This is a genomic window from Rhodococcus sp. ARP2, from assembly GCF_001029585.1.
Taxonomy (GTDB): Bacteria; Actinomycetota; Actinomycetes; order Mycobacteriales; family Mycobacteriaceae; genus Rhodococcus_F; species Rhodococcus_F erythropolis.
This window is the reverse complement of record NZ_LEKE01000003.1, coordinates 140,984-158,608: the sequence shown is the minus strand read 5'-3', so window position 1 is coordinate 158,608 and position 17,625 is coordinate 140,984. Positions and strand designations below refer to the sequence as shown.

14 protein-coding genes are annotated in these 17,625 nt (G+C 62.3%); 7 read left to right on the top strand and 7 right to left on the bottom strand.

What is annotated here, in order from left to right; translation table 11 throughout:
• Positions 1–184 precede the first annotated feature (184 nt).
• A complete protein-coding gene (locus tag ABX74_RS02000) occupies positions 185–1,003 on the top strand; it encodes an HAD-IB family hydrolase (RefSeq protein ID WP_019746641.1) in 819 nt (272 codons plus the stop codon).
• A gap of 390 nt (positions 1,004–1,393) precedes the next feature.
• Here the strand turns inward: ABX74_RS02000 and ABX74_RS01995 are convergent, their stop codons facing one another.
• The 5 genes from ABX74_RS01995 to ABX74_RS01975 all read right to left on the bottom strand — a co-directional run bounded on the left by ABX74_RS01995 (position 1,394) and on the right by ABX74_RS01975 (position 7,547).
• On the bottom strand, positions 1,394–2,143 hold the full coding sequence (locus ABX74_RS01995; RefSeq protein ID WP_020905979.1) for a hypothetical protein: 750 nt from the start codon (positions 2,141–2,143) through the stop codon (positions 1,394–1,396).
• A gap of 56 nt (positions 2,144–2,199) precedes the next feature.
• Positions 2,200–3,924, bottom strand: a complete 1,725-nt coding sequence (locus ABX74_RS01990; RefSeq protein ID WP_020968270.1) for a dipeptide ABC transporter ATP-binding protein — start codon at positions 3,922–3,924, stop codon at positions 2,200–2,202.
• A 5-nt stretch (positions 3,925–3,929) separates the two neighbouring features.
• Entirely contained in the window at positions 3,930–4,886 is a 957-nt protein-coding gene (locus ABX74_RS01985; protein ID WP_003946092.1) for an ABC transporter permease, read from the bottom strand.
• Positions 4,879–5,805, bottom strand: a complete 927-nt coding sequence (locus ABX74_RS01980; RefSeq protein WP_019746637.1) for an ABC transporter permease — start codon at positions 5,803–5,805, stop codon at positions 4,879–4,881. The genes ABX74_RS01985 and ABX74_RS01980 overlap by 8 nt, the downstream gene beginning before the upstream one ends.
• 125 nt (positions 5,806–5,930) lie before the next feature.
• On the bottom strand, positions 5,931–7,547 hold the full coding sequence (locus ABX74_RS01975) for an ABC transporter substrate-binding protein (RefSeq protein WP_020968269.1): 1,617 nt from the start codon (positions 7,545–7,547) through the stop codon (positions 5,931–5,933).
• Between the two features lie 364 nt (positions 7,548–7,911).
• Here ABX74_RS01975 and acs point away from each other — a divergent pair, with 364 nt between their 5' ends.
• A complete protein-coding gene (gene acs, locus ABX74_RS01970; RefSeq protein WP_029254340.1) occupies positions 7,912–9,843 on the top strand; it encodes an acetate--CoA ligase in 1,932 nt (643 codons plus the stop codon).
• 37 nt (positions 9,844–9,880) lie between these two features.
• Here acs and ABX74_RS01965 read toward each other — a convergent pair whose 3' ends face one another.
• On the bottom strand, positions 9,881–10,306 hold the full coding sequence (locus ABX74_RS01965; RefSeq protein ID WP_041815521.1) for a MarR family transcriptional regulator: 426 nt from the start codon (positions 10,304–10,306) through the stop codon (positions 9,881–9,883).
• Between the two features lie 107 nt (positions 10,307–10,413).
• Here ABX74_RS01965 and ABX74_RS01960 point away from each other — a divergent pair, with 107 nt between their 5' ends.
• The 5 genes from ABX74_RS01960 (at position 10,414) to ABX74_RS01940 (ending at position 16,175) form a co-directional block, all read left to right on the top strand.
• Positions 10,414–11,493 carry a substrate-binding domain-containing protein gene (locus tag ABX74_RS01960; protein WP_047888105.1) on the top strand — a complete coding sequence of 360 codons (1,080 nt, stop codon included), beginning with the start codon at positions 10,414–10,416 and terminating at the stop codon, positions 11,491–11,493.
• 110 nt (positions 11,494–11,603) lie between these two features.
• Positions 11,604–12,224 carry an AmiS/UreI family transporter gene (locus ABX74_RS01955; RefSeq protein WP_019746631.1) on the top strand — a complete coding sequence of 207 codons (621 nt, stop codon included), beginning with the start codon at positions 11,604–11,606 and terminating at the stop codon, positions 12,222–12,224.
• 26 nt (positions 12,225–12,250) lie between these two features.
• A complete protein-coding gene (locus ABX74_RS01950) occupies positions 12,251–13,288 on the top strand; it encodes an aliphatic amidase (protein ID WP_019746630.1) in 1,038 nt (345 codons plus the stop codon).
• A gap of 10 nt (positions 13,289–13,298) precedes the next feature.
• On the top strand, positions 13,299–14,354 hold the full coding sequence (locus tag ABX74_RS01945) for an AAA family ATPase (RefSeq protein ID WP_047888104.1): 1,056 nt from the start codon (positions 13,299–13,301) through the stop codon (positions 14,352–14,354).
• 135 nt (positions 14,355–14,489) lie between these two features.
• A complete protein-coding gene (locus ABX74_RS01940) occupies positions 14,490–16,175 on the top strand; it encodes a purine-cytosine permease family protein (RefSeq protein ID WP_019746628.1) in 1,686 nt (561 codons plus the stop codon).
• Between the two features lie 55 nt (positions 16,176–16,230).
• Here ABX74_RS01940 and ABX74_RS01935 read toward each other — a convergent pair whose 3' ends face one another.
• Positions 16,231–17,622, bottom strand: coding sequence for an MFS transporter (locus ABX74_RS01935; RefSeq protein ID WP_020968263.1), 1,392 nt, complete (start codon positions 17,620–17,622; stop codon positions 16,231–16,233).
• Between the last annotated feature and the right edge of the window lie 3 nt (positions 17,623–17,625).

The following is a 17,625-nucleotide window of genomic DNA, read 5'->3' as shown; positions in this document are numbered from 1 at the left end:
ACGGCGGTCTAGTTCAGCCCCGGGGGGTCGGGCTGAACTAGTTCGAACGAATCGAACAGCAACGATCTTACACCCGCCATTGGCGAGAAATGCAAGCCTGAGCTGCACTGAACTGCTGTTTTTCGCCGAAAGAGGACGCTTGCCGAGGAGCACACGAACCGCCTGTCGGACTATCCTCATTCCTGTGACCGACAAGCCTGCGAACGGACTGAATACCGGGCGGACAGCCGCTTTCTTCGATTTGGACAAAACGATCATCGCGAAGTCGAGCACCCTGGCGTTCAGCAAGCCATTCTTCGCCCAGGGTCTGATCAATCGACGCTCGGTTCTCAAGAGCAGCTATGCGCAATTCCTGTTTCTTCTGTCCGGCGCCGATCACGATCAGATGGAGCGCATGCGCGAGCACCTGACGGCGATGTGCGCGGGCTGGGACGTGGAACAGGTGAAGGCCATCGTCGCGGAGACTCTGCACGACATCGTCGACCCACTCGTCTTTGCCGAGGCGGCCGATCTGATCGCCGATCACAAGCTGCGTGGACACGACGTCATCGTGGTGTCGGCGTCGGGCGAGGAAATCGTCGCGCCGATCGCCCGCGCCCTCGGCGCCACCCATTCCGTGGCGACGTCGATGAGGGAAGAAGACGGCCACTACACCGGCGAGGTCGACTTCTACTGCTACGGTCCGGGCAAGGTCGAGGCGATGGAAAAACTCGCCGCGGAATACGGCTACGACCTCGCCGCCAGTTACGCCTACTCCGACTCGGTGACCGATTTGCCCATGCTCGAGGCGGTCGGACATCCCACCGCAGTCAACCCCGATCGTGCATTACGCAAGGAAGCGGCCGTAAACGGTTGGCCCATACTGACTTTCTCGAACCCGGTCTCGCTTCGCGCGCGATTGTCGGCCCAGTCCACGACGACGGTGGCCACAACTGCAGCGGTGGGAATCGCAGCTCTGGTGGCCGGCGCCATGACCTTCGGGCTACTGCGTCGGAAACGCTGAAATCCAATGCCCACAAACAAAAATTGGTACTTGCTGTGAGCCCGGACACAGGGTACAAAGGAGTTACGGAAGAACGGAAGGCCAGGAACGGCTCGGAAGAGAAGGACCGTTTCCCCAACCGAAATTCCTAGCACGGGCACTAGGGCACCCACGCGGAGCACAAGCCACTATAAGGGCAGAAGCGTTGTGGGCCTGCGAGATTCGTTCAATTTGAGCGAGGACCCCGCACCGGTTGCGGGGACGACCTCAGAAAGTGCGATCCCTCGCCGAGGCCACCCACACAACCCACCGAGCACGCTTGGTAACGAGTAGTCCGTGCTGACGGGCGGCGAAGTCGATTTATCGGCAGCGCCGCCCGTTCGTTATGTGCCGGCCTCGCCCTGTTGCAGACTATCCAGTCGCCGCGTCGGCGATCGAAGTCGCTTCTCGCGCACCGGCTTCGAGAGCTCCACAGCACAAGATCACCCAACTGCCGACACCCGCCGGATTTCCCGAAGCGAATCCAGCCGCGCCGTCCGTGTACGCCTGCGGCCGCCGAAGCCAACTTACCTCGGGGACTCCCAGATTGTGCGGATCCAACCCGGACGAGACCGCAACCAGACGCGAAGCCGCACGTGCAACAATGCCGTCAGCGGTGCCGAACGGGCTCAGCGCCAAGAGTTCTCCGTGCACGACGGCCGCCAGAACCGGCGCCGGTGCACTGGTTCCGCCGGTAACGAGTTGCGCGAGAGCGTCCAACCGCTCCCCCACTCCGCGATCCGACCGTGGCCGCCCCAGTTGATCCGCGTCCTCGACGAGGTCTGCCGCGGCCAGCAGGTGCAGCCGGGCCAAAGCCTGCAGCGGGGCGCGCTTCCACGTCGACTCCATGAGGGGAAGACTGTCGCCGTCCAGAGCCTGAGCCACGCGCAGAGCACCCGCGAGAATCGGATCACCGGCCATGCCCTCGGCCGGCAATTCGGTGGTGCCACCGGCCAGCGATGCGGAAGCTCGCGCAGCGCGAACCGCGGCTTCGGCGGCAGTGGTGGGCCAACCGCGACGGTTGGTCTTGTGCCGATGAACCTCACCCAGAGCGTCGCGCGCATGATCGGCGGCGGCGCGTACGCCTGGAAGATCGACGAGGGGCTGCAAGGGGTCCGTCACGATCAACGACGGTACCCTTGCAGCCCCTCTGCGGACTTGCCTACCTACCTGTTGCGTCAGCTTCCCAGCGTGATGGACCCGCCGGGAATCGCGTCGAGCAACTTGCGGGTGTAGTCCTGTTGCGGATTGCCGAACACGTCGTCGATCGGTGCCGATTCGACGATCGAGCCACGCGACATCACCAACACGTTGTCCGCGATCTGGCGAACCACGGCCAGGTCGTGCGTGATGAAGAGGTACGTCAACCCGAACTCTGCTTGCAGGTCGTTGAGCAGGGTCAAGATCTGATCCTGCACGAGCACGTCAAGAGCGGAGACCGCCTCGTCGCAGATCACGACCTCCGGCTGAAGTGCCAACGCTCGCGCAATTGCGACGCGCTGACGCTGTCCGCCGGAGAGCTCGTTCGGGAACCGTCGCATGACCGACTGAGGCAGACCGACCTTGTCGAGAAGTTCGCGGACGCGAGCCTCCCGTTCTGCTTTGGTCCCGACCTTGTGGGTACGCAGCGGCTCTTCGATCGTGCGGTAGATCGAGTACATCGGGTCGAGCGTGCCGTAAGGGTTCTGGAAGATCGGCTGCACTCGACGACGGAACGCAAAGGTTTCCTTCGCACCGAGTTTGGACACGTCCTGACCGTCGAAGACCACGTTGCCTGCAGTGGGCTCGAGCAAACCGAGAACCATCTGCGCGACCGTCGACTTACCGGAACCCGATTCGCCGACGATTGCAGTCGTGGTTCCGCGGCGGACCTTGAAGGACACGTCGTTCACGGCTGTGAAGTCGGTGGTCTTGCGGAAACCCTTGCGCAGCTTGAACACCTTGGTCAGATGATCGACGACAAGAACGTCGTCGGTCGCCTTGCCGAAGGACTCTGCCGCACTTTCCTCGGCCTTCACCGCTTCGGCGACCTCTTCCGCCTGTTCGCGAATCTCGGCGCGTGCCACTGACGAGCTGAGCCGCTTCGACGCCAACGACGGCGCAGCAGCGACCAGCTTCTGCGTGTACGGATGCTGCGGGCGCTTCAGAATCTCCAGTGCCGGACCGGATTCGACGATACGACCCTTGCTCATCACGATCAGATGCTCGGCGCGCTCGGCGGCCAAGCCCAGATCGTGAGTGATGAGCAGAACGGCGGTGCCGAGTTCCGTTGTCAGACCGTCGAGGTGGTCGAGGATCTGACGCTGGACCGTGACGTCGAGCGCCGACGTCGGCTCGTCCGCGATCAGGAGCTTCGGACGAGCGGACAACCCGATTGCGATGAGTGCGCGCTGACGCATACCGCCCGAGAACTCGTGCGGGTACTGCCCCAACCGGCTCTCGGCCTCCGCGAGTCCTGCCTCCTCGAGCAGTTCGGCGGCCCGAACCTTGGCTGCCTTGCCCTTGGCGATCCCGTTGGCGGCCAGTGCTTCCTCGATCTGGAAGCCCACTTTCCACACGGGATTCAGATTCGACATCGGGTCCTGCGGAACCAAACCGATCTGGCTTCCCCGGATGTGGACGAAGTCCTTCTCCGAGACCTTCGAGATGTCCTTGCCGTCGAAGATGATCTCGCCTGCCGTCACCTTGCCGGTGCCGGGAAGCAGATTAATGATCGAGTGGGCGGTGGTGGACTTACCCGAACCCGATTCGCCGACGATCGCGACCGTCTGACCCGGGTAGACGGTCAGGCTGACGCCTCGAACTGCCGGAACCGGACCGGAATTGGACTGGAAAGACACCTCGAGATCACGAATCTCGAGCAACGGAGTTTCCTCCGAGGTGAGAGTTTCCTTGGTGGTCATCGTGCTCACCGCTTCCGCGACTTGGGATCGAGGGCGTCGCGCAGAGCGTCACCCATCATGATGAATCCGAGAACGGTGATCGCCAAAGCCGTTGCCGGGTAGAACAGAATGGTCGAACCCTGACGCAGCGTTACCTGAGCGTTGCTGATGTCGCCGCCCCACGAAACCTCGGTGGACGGAAGACCGATACCGAGGAAGGACAGCGTCGCCTCGGCAACGATGTACGTACCGAGCGAGATGGTGGCGACCACGATGATGGGCGCCAACGAGTTCGGGATGACGTGGCGGATCAGTGTCTTGAGCTTCGAGACACCCAACGCTTCCGAGGCCATGACGTAATCGTTGTTCTTCGCCGAGATCACCGCGCCTCGAGCGATTCTTGCCATCTGCGGCCAGCCGAAGAGCGCCAGCACGCCGACGACGGTCCAGATGGTGCGATCGGTGAACAGCTGCATCAGGACGATGGCAGCCAGGATCAGCGGGATGCCGAAGAAGATGTCGGCGACACGGGAGAGGATCGAATCGGTCCATCCGCCGTAGAAACCGGACAGCGCACCGAAGATCACGCCGATCACCAGCACCGACGCCGTGACACCGACGCCCACGAGTACGGATGCGCGAGCACCGTAGATGGTGCGCGAGTACACGTCACAGCCCTGGCGGTCGAAACCGAACCAGTGCCCTGAGGTCGGTCCCTGCATGCTGTAGGTGAGGTCGCAGAACCGCGGATCGGTGCTTGTGAACAAGCCCGGAAACGCTGCGATGACGATGACCGCGAGGATGATGATCGTCGAGATGATGAACAGGGGACGCTTGCGTAGGTCGCGCCACGCGTCGGTCCACATGCTCGTCGGCGCCTGATCGAGTTTGACGGCGTCCGTCTCCCCCGGTGCCGCAACTTCGGGCGGCGCCACGAAATGACTTTGCCGGACTGCGCGTCCGGTCTTCACGGTCTCAGACATAGCGGATCCTCGGATCGAGCGCGGCGTACAAGAGGTCGACGAGCAGATTCGCGATCAGGTAGATCACGATCAGGATGGTGACGAACGAAACCACCGTCGGCGCTTCACCTCTGGTCACGGCCTGGTAGATCGTGCCACCGACGCCGTTGATGTTGAAGATGCCCTCGGTGACGATGGCGCCGCCCATCAACGTCGCGAGGTCGGCACCCAGGAACGTGACCACGGGGATCAGCGAGTTGCGCAACACGTGCACGCGAACCACTCGTCCACGGGAAAGTCCCTTGGCGGTAGCGGTGCGGACGTAATCGGCAGTCAGATTCTCCGCCACGGACGTTCGGGTCAGTCGCAGTACGTACGCGAACGAGACCGAACCAAGAACCAGGGCAGGGAGCAGGAGATTGGTGAAGCTGGTGTTGCCACCGACCGTCGGCGGGACGATGCCCCATTTGACGCCGATGAAGAACTGAGCCAGGAAGCCGATCACGAAGATCGGGATGGCGATGAGAACGAGGCTGAACAGCAGGACGGTGCTGTCGAAGAATCCGCCCTTACGCAGGCCCGCGATGAGGCCGAAGCCGACACCGAAGACCGTCTCGACGATCAGTGCCATGAAGGCAAGTTTCATCGTGATCGGAAATGCCTGTGCCAGAACTTCACTGACAGGTCGTCCGGAGAACGACGTGCCGAAGTCCAGCGTGAAGATGCCCTTCAGGTACAGCAGGTACTGCTGATAGAAGGGGAGATCGAGGTGGTAGCGCTCCCGAAGCTGTGCTGCCACAGCCGGACTGAGCGCCTTGTCGCCCGCCAACGCGGCAATCGGATCACCGGGAAGCAGGAAGACCATGGCGTAGATCAGAAGAGTGGCCCCGAGAAAAACCGGGATCATTTGAAGCACTCGGCGACCGATGTACCAGAGCATCGGATCACCTCCTTGTCGATGATCGTGTACGTCAGCGGACAGTCCGGTGTGAACACGAGTTCGGGGCGGCAGGCAGGGCGCCTGCCGCCCCGAACTCACGTTTCAGATGCGGATCGTTCTACGCGTCAGTTCTTTTCGATGTCTTCGTAGACCGGAACACCGTTCCAGCTGATGGTCACGTTGGAAACGTTCTCCGACCATCCACTGGCAGCGTTGCGGTACCACGTCGGAACTGCGGGCAGGTCCTTGAGCAGGACTTCCTGGGCCTGATCGAGCAGTTCCTGAGCCTTCGCCTGATCGGTCTGGCCGGCCGATTCGCGCAGGAGGCGGTCGAACTCGGGGTTGGAGTAATCACCGTCGTTGGAGCTGCCGCCGGTCTGGTAGTTCTGCGCCAGGAAGCCGTACTGCTGCGGGTAGTCGCCCTGCCAACCGGAGCGGAAAGAGCTCTGGATGGTGCGGTCGGTGGCTTCGGTGCGGATCTGAGCGAAGGTGGCGTACTGCTTGCCCTTCGCGTCGATACCGAGGGTGTTGCGGATGCTGTTCGCCGTGGCATCGACCCATTCCTGGTGTCCGCCGTCGGAGTTGTAGGCGATCTCGAAGCTGCCGGACCACGGTGCGATGGCGTCGGCCTTGGCCCAAGCAGCCTTGGCCGCCTCGGGATCGAACTTCACGTTGCTGTTACCGGTCAGCGAGTCGTTCCAGCCCTTGATCGCGGGGCTGGTGAAGTCGAGTGCAGGCGTCCTGGTCTTGTTGAAGATCTGCTGGGTGATCTGATCGCGGTTGATCGCCATCGAGATCGCCTGACGGCGGAGCATGCCCTCTTCGCCGCTGAAGTGCGGCAGGCGACCCGGGATCGTGAACGTCTCGATGGTTGCCGACGGCTGGTTGACGGTGCGTCCGGGCAGGTCCGACTCGAAGGTCGTGACGGCGCTCGGCGGAACCTGGTCGAGAACGTCGACGTTGTTGGCCAGGAGATCGGTGTACGCCGTGTCGAGGCTGTTGTACATGATGAAGTCGACGCCGGCGTTCTTCGGCTTACGGTTGCCGTTGTAGTCCGGGTTCACGACGGTGTCGATGCGGACGTTGTGCTGCCACGCGCCGGTTCCGTCGAGCTTGTACGGGCCGTTGCCGATCGGGTTCTCACCGAAGGCGGTCATGTCCTTGAACGCGACCTCGGGCAGCGGGTAGTACGCCGTGAAGCCGAGGCGATCGGGGAACGCCGACTCGGGCTGCTTGAGTTCGATGGTGAAGGTGGAGTCGTCCACAACCTTCAGACCCGACATGGTCTGTGCCGTCGGAACCTCGGCGGCAACTTCGTCGTAGCCCTTGATCGGATCGAAGAACGATGCCTGAAGCTGAGCGTTGGTGGAGAGGGCTCCGTAGTTCCACGCGTCGACGAACGACTTCGCGGTGACGGGGGTGCCGTCCGTGAAGGTCCAACCGTCCTTGAGCTTGACGGTGAAGTTCTGACCGTCGGTGCTCTCGATGGACTCGGCAACCTCGTTCTCCGTACCGCCGTCTGCGGTGTACGAAACGAGACCGGAGAACAGCGAGTCGAGGACGCGGCCGCCCATGTTCTCACTCGTGTTCGTGGGGATCAACGGGTTCTGAGGCTCGCCCGCCCAGGCGTTGACGACGCCACTGGACGATCCGCCCGACGAATCGCCGGACGAACATGCCGTGATCAGCACTGCCGTCATTCCGAGCGCGACCGCGCCGGTCGCTATGCGTGAGATACGCAAAGGAATTCCTTCCACATCTAAGTGACCCCGAGCATGCTCGCGGCCTGCCGACAGCCGTAACTGCCGGCGTCGTGTCGCCTACAACTGAAAGTGAACGTGACTTCGAGTTGCGGTCGAATAATGGTTTGACAATAGACACATCGAACCCGAAGCGCGCACCGCACCCATTGTTGGAAAATTGGGGGTAATTGAATTCGGGCACATTCATTCGTCGGCGGAAGTGACCACCCGTCGCATCGATTCGACCGATCGTCGCAGGACAACGGGTTGCAACGTGATGCAACGGTGCGTTTGAGCGAGCTTGTGACTACCCTCACACGGAGTCAGAAAAGTGTCGATCAATGTGGAAAGAAGGCCGTCAGCCATGACAAGCGCAGCCGAAACAGACGTCCCCCAGGCATATCCGCCGAGCGCAGAGTTCGCTGCGGCCGCCAACGCGGGACCGGAGTTGCAGGCTGCCGCAGATACCGACCGCCTCGCTTTCTGGGCGAATCAGGCTGAGCGCCTTCACTGGCACGAGAAATGGACCGACGTCCTCGACTGGACCGACGCCCCCGTCGCCAAGTGGTTCGTCGGCGGCAAGCTCAACGTCGCCTACAACTGCGTCGACCGCCACGTCCTCGCCGGCAACGGCGACCGCGTCGCCATTCACTTCGAAGGCGAACCCGGCGACTCCCGCGACCTGACCTACAACGACCTCCTCGCCGAAGTCAGCCGCGCCGCAAACACTTTCACCGACCTCGGCCTCGTCGCCGGTGACCGCGTCGCGATCTACATGCCGATGATCCCCGAAGCGATCGTCACCATGCTCGCCTGCGCCCGCCTCGGCCTGACGCACTCGGTCGTCTTCGCCGGATTCTCCGCCACTGCCCTACGCTCGCGCATCGACGACGCCCAAGCCAAGCTCGTCGTCACCGTCGACGGCCAGTGGCGACGCGGCGCCGCAGCACCCATCAAAACAGCGGTCGACGAATCCGTCGCCGGCGCCGACTCCGTCCAGAACGTGTTGGTGGTCAACCGGACCGGCATCGACGTCGAGTGGACCGACGGCCGCGACCTGTGGTGGCACGAGACCGTCGCGCAGGCCTCACCTGAGCACGAAGCGCAGGCCTTCGACGCCGAACATCCCCTGTTCATCCTCTACACCTCCGGCACCACCGGTAAGCCCAAGGGCATCATCCACACCTCCGGCGGCTACCTCACCCAGGCGTCGTACACCCACCACAACGTCTTCGATCACAAAGCGGGACAAGACGTCTACTGGTGCACCGCCGACATCGGCTGGGTCACCGGACACTCCTACATCGTCTATGGACCCCTCTCCAACGGTGTCACCCAGGTCGTCTACGAAGGCACCCCCAACTCCCCGAACGAGCACCGCCACTTCGACATCATCGAGAAGTACGGCGTCTCCATCTACTACACCGCACCCACCCTCGTGCGGACGTTCATGAAGTGGGGCCGGGAAATTCCCGACGCCCACGACTTGTCTTCGATCCGTTTGCTCGGATCTGTGGGCGAGCCCATCAACCCCGAAGCGTGGCGCTGGTTCCGCGACGTCATCGGCGGCAACAAGGCTCCCATCGTCGACACCTGGTGGCAGACCGAGACCGGCGCGATCATGATTTCCCCGCTGCCCGGTATCACCGCCACCAAGCCCGGATCCGCGATGGCACCACTGCCGGGCATTTCCGCGAAGATCGTCGACGACGACGCCAAGCCCCTCGGCCCTGGCGGCAACGGTTACCTCGTCCTCGACGAGCCGTGGCCGGCGATGCTCCGCGGCATCTGGGGCGACATGGACCGCTACCGCGACACCTACTGGTCCCGCTACGCCGAAGAAGGCTGGTACTTCGCCGGTGACGGCGCCAAGTACGACGACGACGGCGCCCTCTGGGTCCTCGGCCGCGTCGACGACGTCATGAACGTCTCCGGTCACCGCATCTCCACCTCCGAGGTGGAGTCAGCACTGGTCAACCATCACGGAGTCGCCGAAGCTGCCGTCGTCGGTGCCGCGGACGAGACCACCGGACAGGGCATCGTCGCGTTCGTCATCCTGCGCGAAGGCGTCGAGAACACCGGTGAGGTTCTGATCGCCGAGCTCAAGGCGCAGGTCTCCACCGACATCAGCCCCATCGCCAAGCCGCGTCAGATCACGATCGTGCCGGAACTGCCGAAAACCCGATCCGGCAAGATCATGCGCCGCCTCCTGCGCGACGTCGCCGAAGGCCGCGACCTCGGAGACACCTCAACCCTGGTCGATCCCAAGGTATTCGACGCAATCCGCGGCAAGTAAGGCCTTCGGCCCCCGTGCGCCTTTCTGGTAGTCCCCACTACCGGAAAGGCGCACAGGGGCGGAGCCCCTCTCGCAACTTCACTTCCTCTTTCGACGTCAGCCAAGACTCCTCGGCCACACGAATGTCTGCGGCAACCCGCTTGTGCAGAGACTTTCCACGCGAGGAGAGAAACACGCGCACCTTCCGGCGATCGTCCTCACCGACTTCGCGATAGATCAGCGCAAGCGAGACCAACTTGTCCGCAACTCGCGTCAGCGTCGGAGCCGGTGTTCCCGTTCGATCGCGCAGCTCAGCCATCGTCAGCCCCTCGGTCGACGCCAGGGCTTCGAGCGTCATCCAGTGATCGAGAGTGAGATTCTCAGCCGCCAGCGTCTTCTCCGCCGCTGCCGCGGCCATTCGAGCCGCTCGGACCAGCGCGGTCGTCAGCGAAGCATCAAGAATTCCGGAGTCACTTTTTCCCACTGATCGCTCCCCCGCTGTTGCGTACTTCACACTTCTCGGGCAATACTTTCAAATGAAATGATAGTAACCCAGGCCAGGCCGCTGACTTCCGATTCCGGCGGCGACGCATGAGCGCTACCGGCGCGCTCGAACGCGCGCGCAGCGCCGTGTGGCGCCTGGGTATGGTGCTTCCTCTCCAAGGACCGGCCGGACTGTTCGGTCCGTCGTGTGAGGCGATCAGCGAATTGGCCGCCCGCGATCTCAACAACTCCGGCGGCGTACTGGGACGCGAAGTCCAGATCGAAGTGATCGACGGCGGCGCTGCGCCGGGCGTCGTCGCAGCCCGCGTGCAACAGCTACTCGACGCAGGCGACATCGACGCCGTCAGCGGTTGGCACATCTCCTCGGTCCGGCACGCACTCGCGCCGGTGGTCGCAGGCCGTATTCCGTACTCGTACACCTCGCTCTACGAGGGCGGCGAGGTCCGACCAGGAATCTACTGTTCGGGCGAAACACCACGACAGCAGATCGCGCCGGCACTGAAGTGGCTGCGCGACAACGTCGGAGCGCGCAAGTGGTTCGTCGTCGGCGACGACTACATCTGGCCTCACAGCTCGCTCGGGGCCGTGAGGCAATTCGCCACCGAACTCGACCTCACCCTGGTCGGCGGTTCGTTTGTCGATCTGGGGCGCGGCAACATGAAGCAGTTGGTCGAGACCGTCTCGAACTCCGGCTGCGACGGCGTGATCATGCTCCTCGTCGGGCAGGACGCCGTCGACTTCAACCGAACCTTCGCCCGCCGAGGCCTCGACGAGTCGATGATCCGGTTCAGCCCGTTGATGGAAGAAAACATGCTGCTCGCAAGCGGCCCCCGCGCAACCCGGAACCTGTTTGCGTCGGCAGCGTACTTCCGCTCGATGGTCGACGGTAACTCCATGGACCTGCTCGGGCGCTACATCGCACTGCACGGCGCGCACGCTCCGGCACTGAACAACGCTGCCGAGTCGTGTTACGAAGGGATACATACCCTTTCGGCCCTGGTTCGACGCGCCGACAGCACCCACCCGCACGCCCTGGACGCCGTCGTCGAAGGCGCCGCATACGACGGACCTCGCGGAACCGTCGAGTTTCGCGATCGCGTTGCACGACAGAAGATTCAGCTGGCCGTCGCCGACGGACTCGACTTCTCGATCATCGCCACCCTCTGAAACCTTCCCCTGAGATCCACCTCTTGACTTCTGTGGCGCGCATCACTTAGTTTCATTTGGAATCATTTCATTTGAAAGTAACCCGTCCCGAAAGTAACCGGAGGTGCCCGATGGGCAGTGTTGGTTTGCTTTACGTGGGAGCCGTCCTCTTCGTCAACGGACTGATGCTGCTCGGCACAGTTCCCGTTCGATCCGCCTCGGTCCTCAATCTCTTCGTCGGCGCACTTCAATGCGTCGTCCCCACCGTTTTGTTGATTCAGGCACAGGGAGATTCGAGCGCCGTCCTGGCGGCCTCAGGCCTCTACCTGTTCGGATTCACCTACCTCTACGTGGGAATCAGCAATCTCGCCGGCTTCGAACCGGAAGGAATCGGGTGGTTCTCACTGTTCGTCGCGTGCGCCGCGCTCGTGTACTCCTTCCTCTCGTTCACGGTGAGCAACGACCCCGTCTTCGGGGTCATCTGGCTCGCATGGGCAGCACTGTGGACGCTGTTCTTCCTGGTGCTCGGCCTCGGCCGCGAGAACCTCAGCCGCTTCACCGGCTGGGCAGCAGTCCTGCTGAGCCAGCCCACCTGCACTGTTCCTGCCTTTCTGATCCTGACCGACAACTTCCACACCACACCCGCGGTAGCCGCCGGCTGGGCCGGAGCGCTTCTAGTTCTCCTCGGTCTGGCCAAGATCCTCGCCGCACCCAAAGCCGCAGTACCCCAGACTCATCCAGTCTTCAACTGATCCACACAACCAAGGAGTGAAAGACAATGCGACACGGTGACATCTCCTCGAGCAACGACACGGTCGGCGTAGCAGTAGTCAACTACAAGATGCCCCGCCTGCACGATCGCGCCGGAGTGCTCGAGAACGCGCGCAAGATCGCCGACATGATGATCGGCATGAAGACCGGACTCCCCGGAATGGATCTGGTGGTATTCCCCGAATACTCCACGCAGGGAATCATGTACAACGAAGAGGAGATGTATGCGACAGCGGCAACCATCCCCGGTGACGAGACCGCAATCTTTTCCGCAGCTTGCCGCGAGGCCGATACCTGGGGAATCTTCTCCATCACCGGTGAACAGCACGAAGACCACCCGAACAAGCCGCCGTACAACACGTTGATTCTCATCGACAACAAGGGCGAAATCGTTCAGAAGTACCGAAAGATCCTGCCCTGGTGCCCCATCGAAGGTTGGTACCCCGGCGACACCACGTACGTATCCGAGGGTCCCAAGGGCCTGAAGATCTCACTCATCATCTGCGACGACGGCAACTACCCGGAGATCTGGCGTGACTGCGCGATGAAGGGTGCAGAACTCATCGTCCGCTGCCAGGGCTACATGTACCCCGCCAAGGACCAGCAGGTGATGATGTCCAAGGCAATGGCCTGGGCCAACAATTGTTATGTGGCAGTTGCCAATGCAGCCGGATTCGACGGCGTCTACTCCTACTTCGGACACTCCGCGATCATCGGATTCGACGGCCGGACGCTAGGTGAGACCGGCGAGGAGGAATACGGAATCCAGTACGCGCAGCTGTCCGTGTCCGCCATTCGCGACGCACGCGAGAACGATCAGTCCCAGAACCACATCTTCAAGCTCCTTCACCGCGGATACTCCGGCGTGCACGCAGCAGGTGACGGAGACAAGGGCGTCGCGGACTGCCCGTTCGAGTTCTACAAGCTGTGGGTCACCGATGCCCAGAAGGCTCAGGAACGCGTCGAGGCCATCACCCGAGACACAGTGGGCGTAGCGGACTGCCGCGTCGGAAACCTGCCGGTCGAGAAGACAATCGAAGTTTAAGGATCTCGCTGTGCCGTATATCACCGACATGCTCCATGACCGGAACAGTGCAGCACCACCACTGGCCGAGGAACAATCCGAACCCGTACCGGTCGGAGCCTTCGGCGCTCGCAATCTCTCGAAAGCCCTCAGTTCCAAGATCGTCGGACAACAGGCCGCCGTCGACGCAGTGGTTCGGGCGATTTCGATCGCGCATGTCGGTGCCACGGATCCGACGCGTCCGCTCGCCAACATCCTTCTGGTCGGCCCCACCGGCGTCGGCAAGACGGAGTTGGTGCGGCGCGTGGCCGCGGAACTACGGTCCGGGCCCGACGATCTGTGCCGCATCGACATGAATGCTCTTGCTCAAGAGCATTATGCGGCGTCGTTCTCCGGGGCTCCGCCTGGGTACGCCGGCAGCAAGGAGTCCTTCACACTGTTCGACAAGAACACCGTCGAGGGCGATCCGTACACCCCCGGAATCGTCCTGTTCGACGAAGTGGAGAAGGCCGACCCCACCGTTCTACGTGCGCTCCTGCAGGTCCTCGACAACGGCGAACTCCGGTTGGCGAACGGTCAGCAGAAGATCTCGTTCCGCAACAGCTACGTGTTCCTGACCTCGAATCTCGGTTCTGCTGCGGTGGCGGAACGTCGACGGTCCCGGGTGCGGCAGCTCGCCGATCGTGTCCGGATCGATCGACCACGCCATAGCCACCACTTGGTGCAGCGCGCTCTCGAGAAGTTCTTCGACCCCGAGTTCTTCAACCGCATCGACGAAACCGTGATCCTCGACGAGTTCGACGAACAGACCGCGGAACAAGTGACCCGGCTCGAGATCGAACTGATCACGACTCGGTTGGCCAGGAGAGGCGTCGACGTCGACGTGGACGACAGCGCCGTCGCTCTGTTGCAACGGCGCGGATTCGATCCGGTGTACGGAGCACGTGGCCTGCGCCGGACCATCCGAAACGTCTTGGCCGACCCGGTGGCCGCCGCCGTTCTCGACCTACGACCAGTCGGGACGCAGCCACTCGCCTTGCAGGCGCGGGCAGTTGGTGATCAGATACAGGTAAAGAAAGTCCCATGAGTGCTCGCTCACGTTGCGGATCGAATCCGCAACGTGGGCGACACATTTCAAACATGTCCGCGTAACGCCACCTCCCTAGGTTGGGTGCCTGCACCACAAAGTGCACATGCACAGGCACCCAGGGGAAGTGACGTCATGACAGCAGTGAACGAGCAGGTGTCCGCCGGCGCACCGGACAGGGCAGATCTCGGTGAGAACGCCGCACTGAAGGAGACTCTGGAGGACTACACCCTCCGATTTGCGCCACGCAGCTACCGCAAATGGGGAACCGGCGTCGTCGCGACCTCCGCGCTCGGCGGAATCGCGTATCTCGCAGACTTCTCGATCGGCGCCAACATCGGCATCTCGTACGGCACCGGTAACGCATTGCTGGGCATCGCCGTGTTTGCCGTCGTCATCATGGCCACCGGCTTCCCACTCGCCTACTACGCCGCGCGATACAACATCGACCTCGATTTGATCACGCGCGGAAGTGGTTTCGGCTACTACGGCTCGGTGGTCACCAACGTCATCTTTGCGACGTTCACCTTCATCTTCTTCGCGCTCGAAGGTTCCATCATGGCCCAGGGTTTGAAACTGGGGCTCGGGATCCCACTCTCGATCGGATACGCGGTCTCGACCCTGATGGTCATTCCACTGGTCATCTACGGAATGAAGGCTCTGGCAAAGCTCCAAGTGTGGACGACGCCTCTGTGGCTCGTCATGATGGTGCTGCCGTTCCTGTATCTGCTGTTCAAGCACCCAGATTCGGTGAGCGCGTTCTTCGCCTTCGGCGGTGAGGACGGCGCAAACGGCAAGGGCGTCAACTTCGGATCGGTGATGCTGGCCGCGGGTGTCTGCCTGTCGCTGATCGCACAGATCGCCGAGCAGATCGACTACCTACGCTTCATGCCGCCCAAGACGCCGGAGAACACCCGTCGTTGGTGGGCTGCAGTAATTCTCGCGGGGCCCGGCTGGGTCATCTTCGGCGCGTTCAAGCAGATCGTCGGACTGTTCCTCGCCGTGTACATCATCGCGAACGTCGTCGACGGATCTTCGATCGCCAACCAGCCCGTGCACCAGTTTCTCGAGATCTACCAGGACATGATGCCGCACTGGCTGGCCATGACCCTTGCCGTGATCCTCGTGGTCATCAGCCAGATCAAGATCAACGTCACCAACGCGTACTCCGGCTCACTGGCCTGGACCAACTCGTACACTCGCGTCACCAAGACCTACCCGGGACGCATGATCTTCGTTCTGGTCAACCTGGCGATCGCACTGATCTTGATGGAAGCCAACATGTTCGACTTCCTCAACACGATCCTGGGCTTCTACGCCAACTGCGGTATCGCCTGGGTCGTGGTCGTCGCCTCCGACATCGCGATCAACAAGTACTGGTTGAAGCTCTCCCCGAAGGTCCCCGAGTTCCGACGCGGAATGCTCTACGACGTCAACCCCGTCGGCTTCGTGTCGATGCTGCTGGCCGCGGGTATTTCGATCCTGGTGTTCTTCGGTGCTTTCGGTTCGGCGATCAAGCCGTTCTCCCCGATCGTCGCGATCGTCATCGCACTGGTGATGCCGCCGGTCCTCGCCGTCGCCACCAAGGGCAAGTACTACCTGCGGCGCACCGACGACGGCATCGACCTGCCGATGTTCGACGAGTACGGGAACCCCTCCGGCGAAACGCTTCTGTGCTGCGTCAGCGGCATCGAGTTCGAGCGACCCGACATGCTCGCGTCGAACGTTCCCGGTCCGAACGGCGAGAAGCAGTACATCAGTTCGTTGGCCTTGAGCACCGACAAGACCGGTGAGCACGTCCTGCCTGCTCAGCTTCCCTGACAACTGCTGTGCGCCTTTATTAACCGCCGGGGGTTAATAAAGGCGCACAGCAGGGTCATGCCCCTACATCGTCTAGCGACTCACCCTTTGTCTCGCGCATGACCAGCAGCGCAACAAAAGTCAGCGTCGCAGCTACGAGGAGGTAGATGCCGACCCAGCCGACGCCGTAGTTCTTCGCGAGGTAGACGGCGATGAACGGCGCCACCGCAGCGCCCAGAATGCTGGCGGTGTTGTACGCGATTCCCGAGCCCGTGTAGCGGACGTTGGTCGGGAAGAGTTCCGGGAGAACGGCACTCATCGGTCCGAAGGTCAGGCCCATGAGCAGCATGCCCACGATGAGGAACGCCAACATACGACCGTCGTTCATTCCGTCCGGTTCGAGGAACACGCCGAAGGTCAAGCCGAACACCATGATCAGGCCGGTGATGATCAGCAGTGTGATACGACGCCCGTAACGGTCCGCAAGCCAACCCGAGACCGGCACGGCGGCAGCGAAGAACACGACTGCGATGAGCTGCAGGACAAGGAAATCGGTGTACTTGAAGCCGGCGCCAGTTCCGCCGTCGGCCGCCGTCTTGCCGGTTCCGTGGCTGAGTACCCAGGTGGTCATGATGTAGAAGAGCGTGTACGTCGCGAGCATCACGAACGTACCGATGATGAGCTGACGCCAGCTGGTCTTGAATACCTCGGCGACCGGGGTCTTGACCTTCTCGCCGCGCTCGACTGCACGCGCGAACACCGGGGTCTCTTCGAGCTTGAGCCTGACGTACAGGCCGATCATCACCATGATTGCGCTGAGCAGGAACGGAATTCGCCATCCCCAGCTCAGGAAGGCACCTTCGAGGTCCGGGCTGGAATTGTCGTGGTTCATGAACAGCGTGATGATCAGGAACAGTCCGTTGGCCATGAAGAAGCCGATGGGTGCACCGAGCTGCGGCCACATCGCCGCCCAGGCCCGCTTGCCTTCCTTGGCCGTCTCGGTCGCGAGCAGAGCCGCGCCAGACCATTCGCCGCCGAGTCCGAGGCCCTGGCAGAAACGCATGAGCGCCAACAGCGCCGGGGCCAGTAGACCGATCTGGTGATAAGTGGGCAGCAGTCCGATGAGGAAGGTCGCGATGCCCATCGTCAGCAGCGAGCCGACCAGAGTTGCCTTGCGTCCGACGCGGTCACCGAAGTGTCCGAAGAGAATCGAGCCGAGGGGACGGGCGACAAACGCGAGTCCGAACGTCGCCAACGACGCGAGAAGCGCGGTGGTGTCGTTGCCCTTCGGGAAGAACAGGTGCGGGAACACCGATACTGCCGCTGTTGCATAGATGTAGAAGTCGTAGAACTCGATGGACGTACCCACCATGCTGGCAACCACGATTCGGCTGCGCGGCACTCCGGCGACGGTATCTGCGTCGCCGCCCTCCGGCTTGGGTGGGTTCTCACTGACTGACGTGCTCAAAAC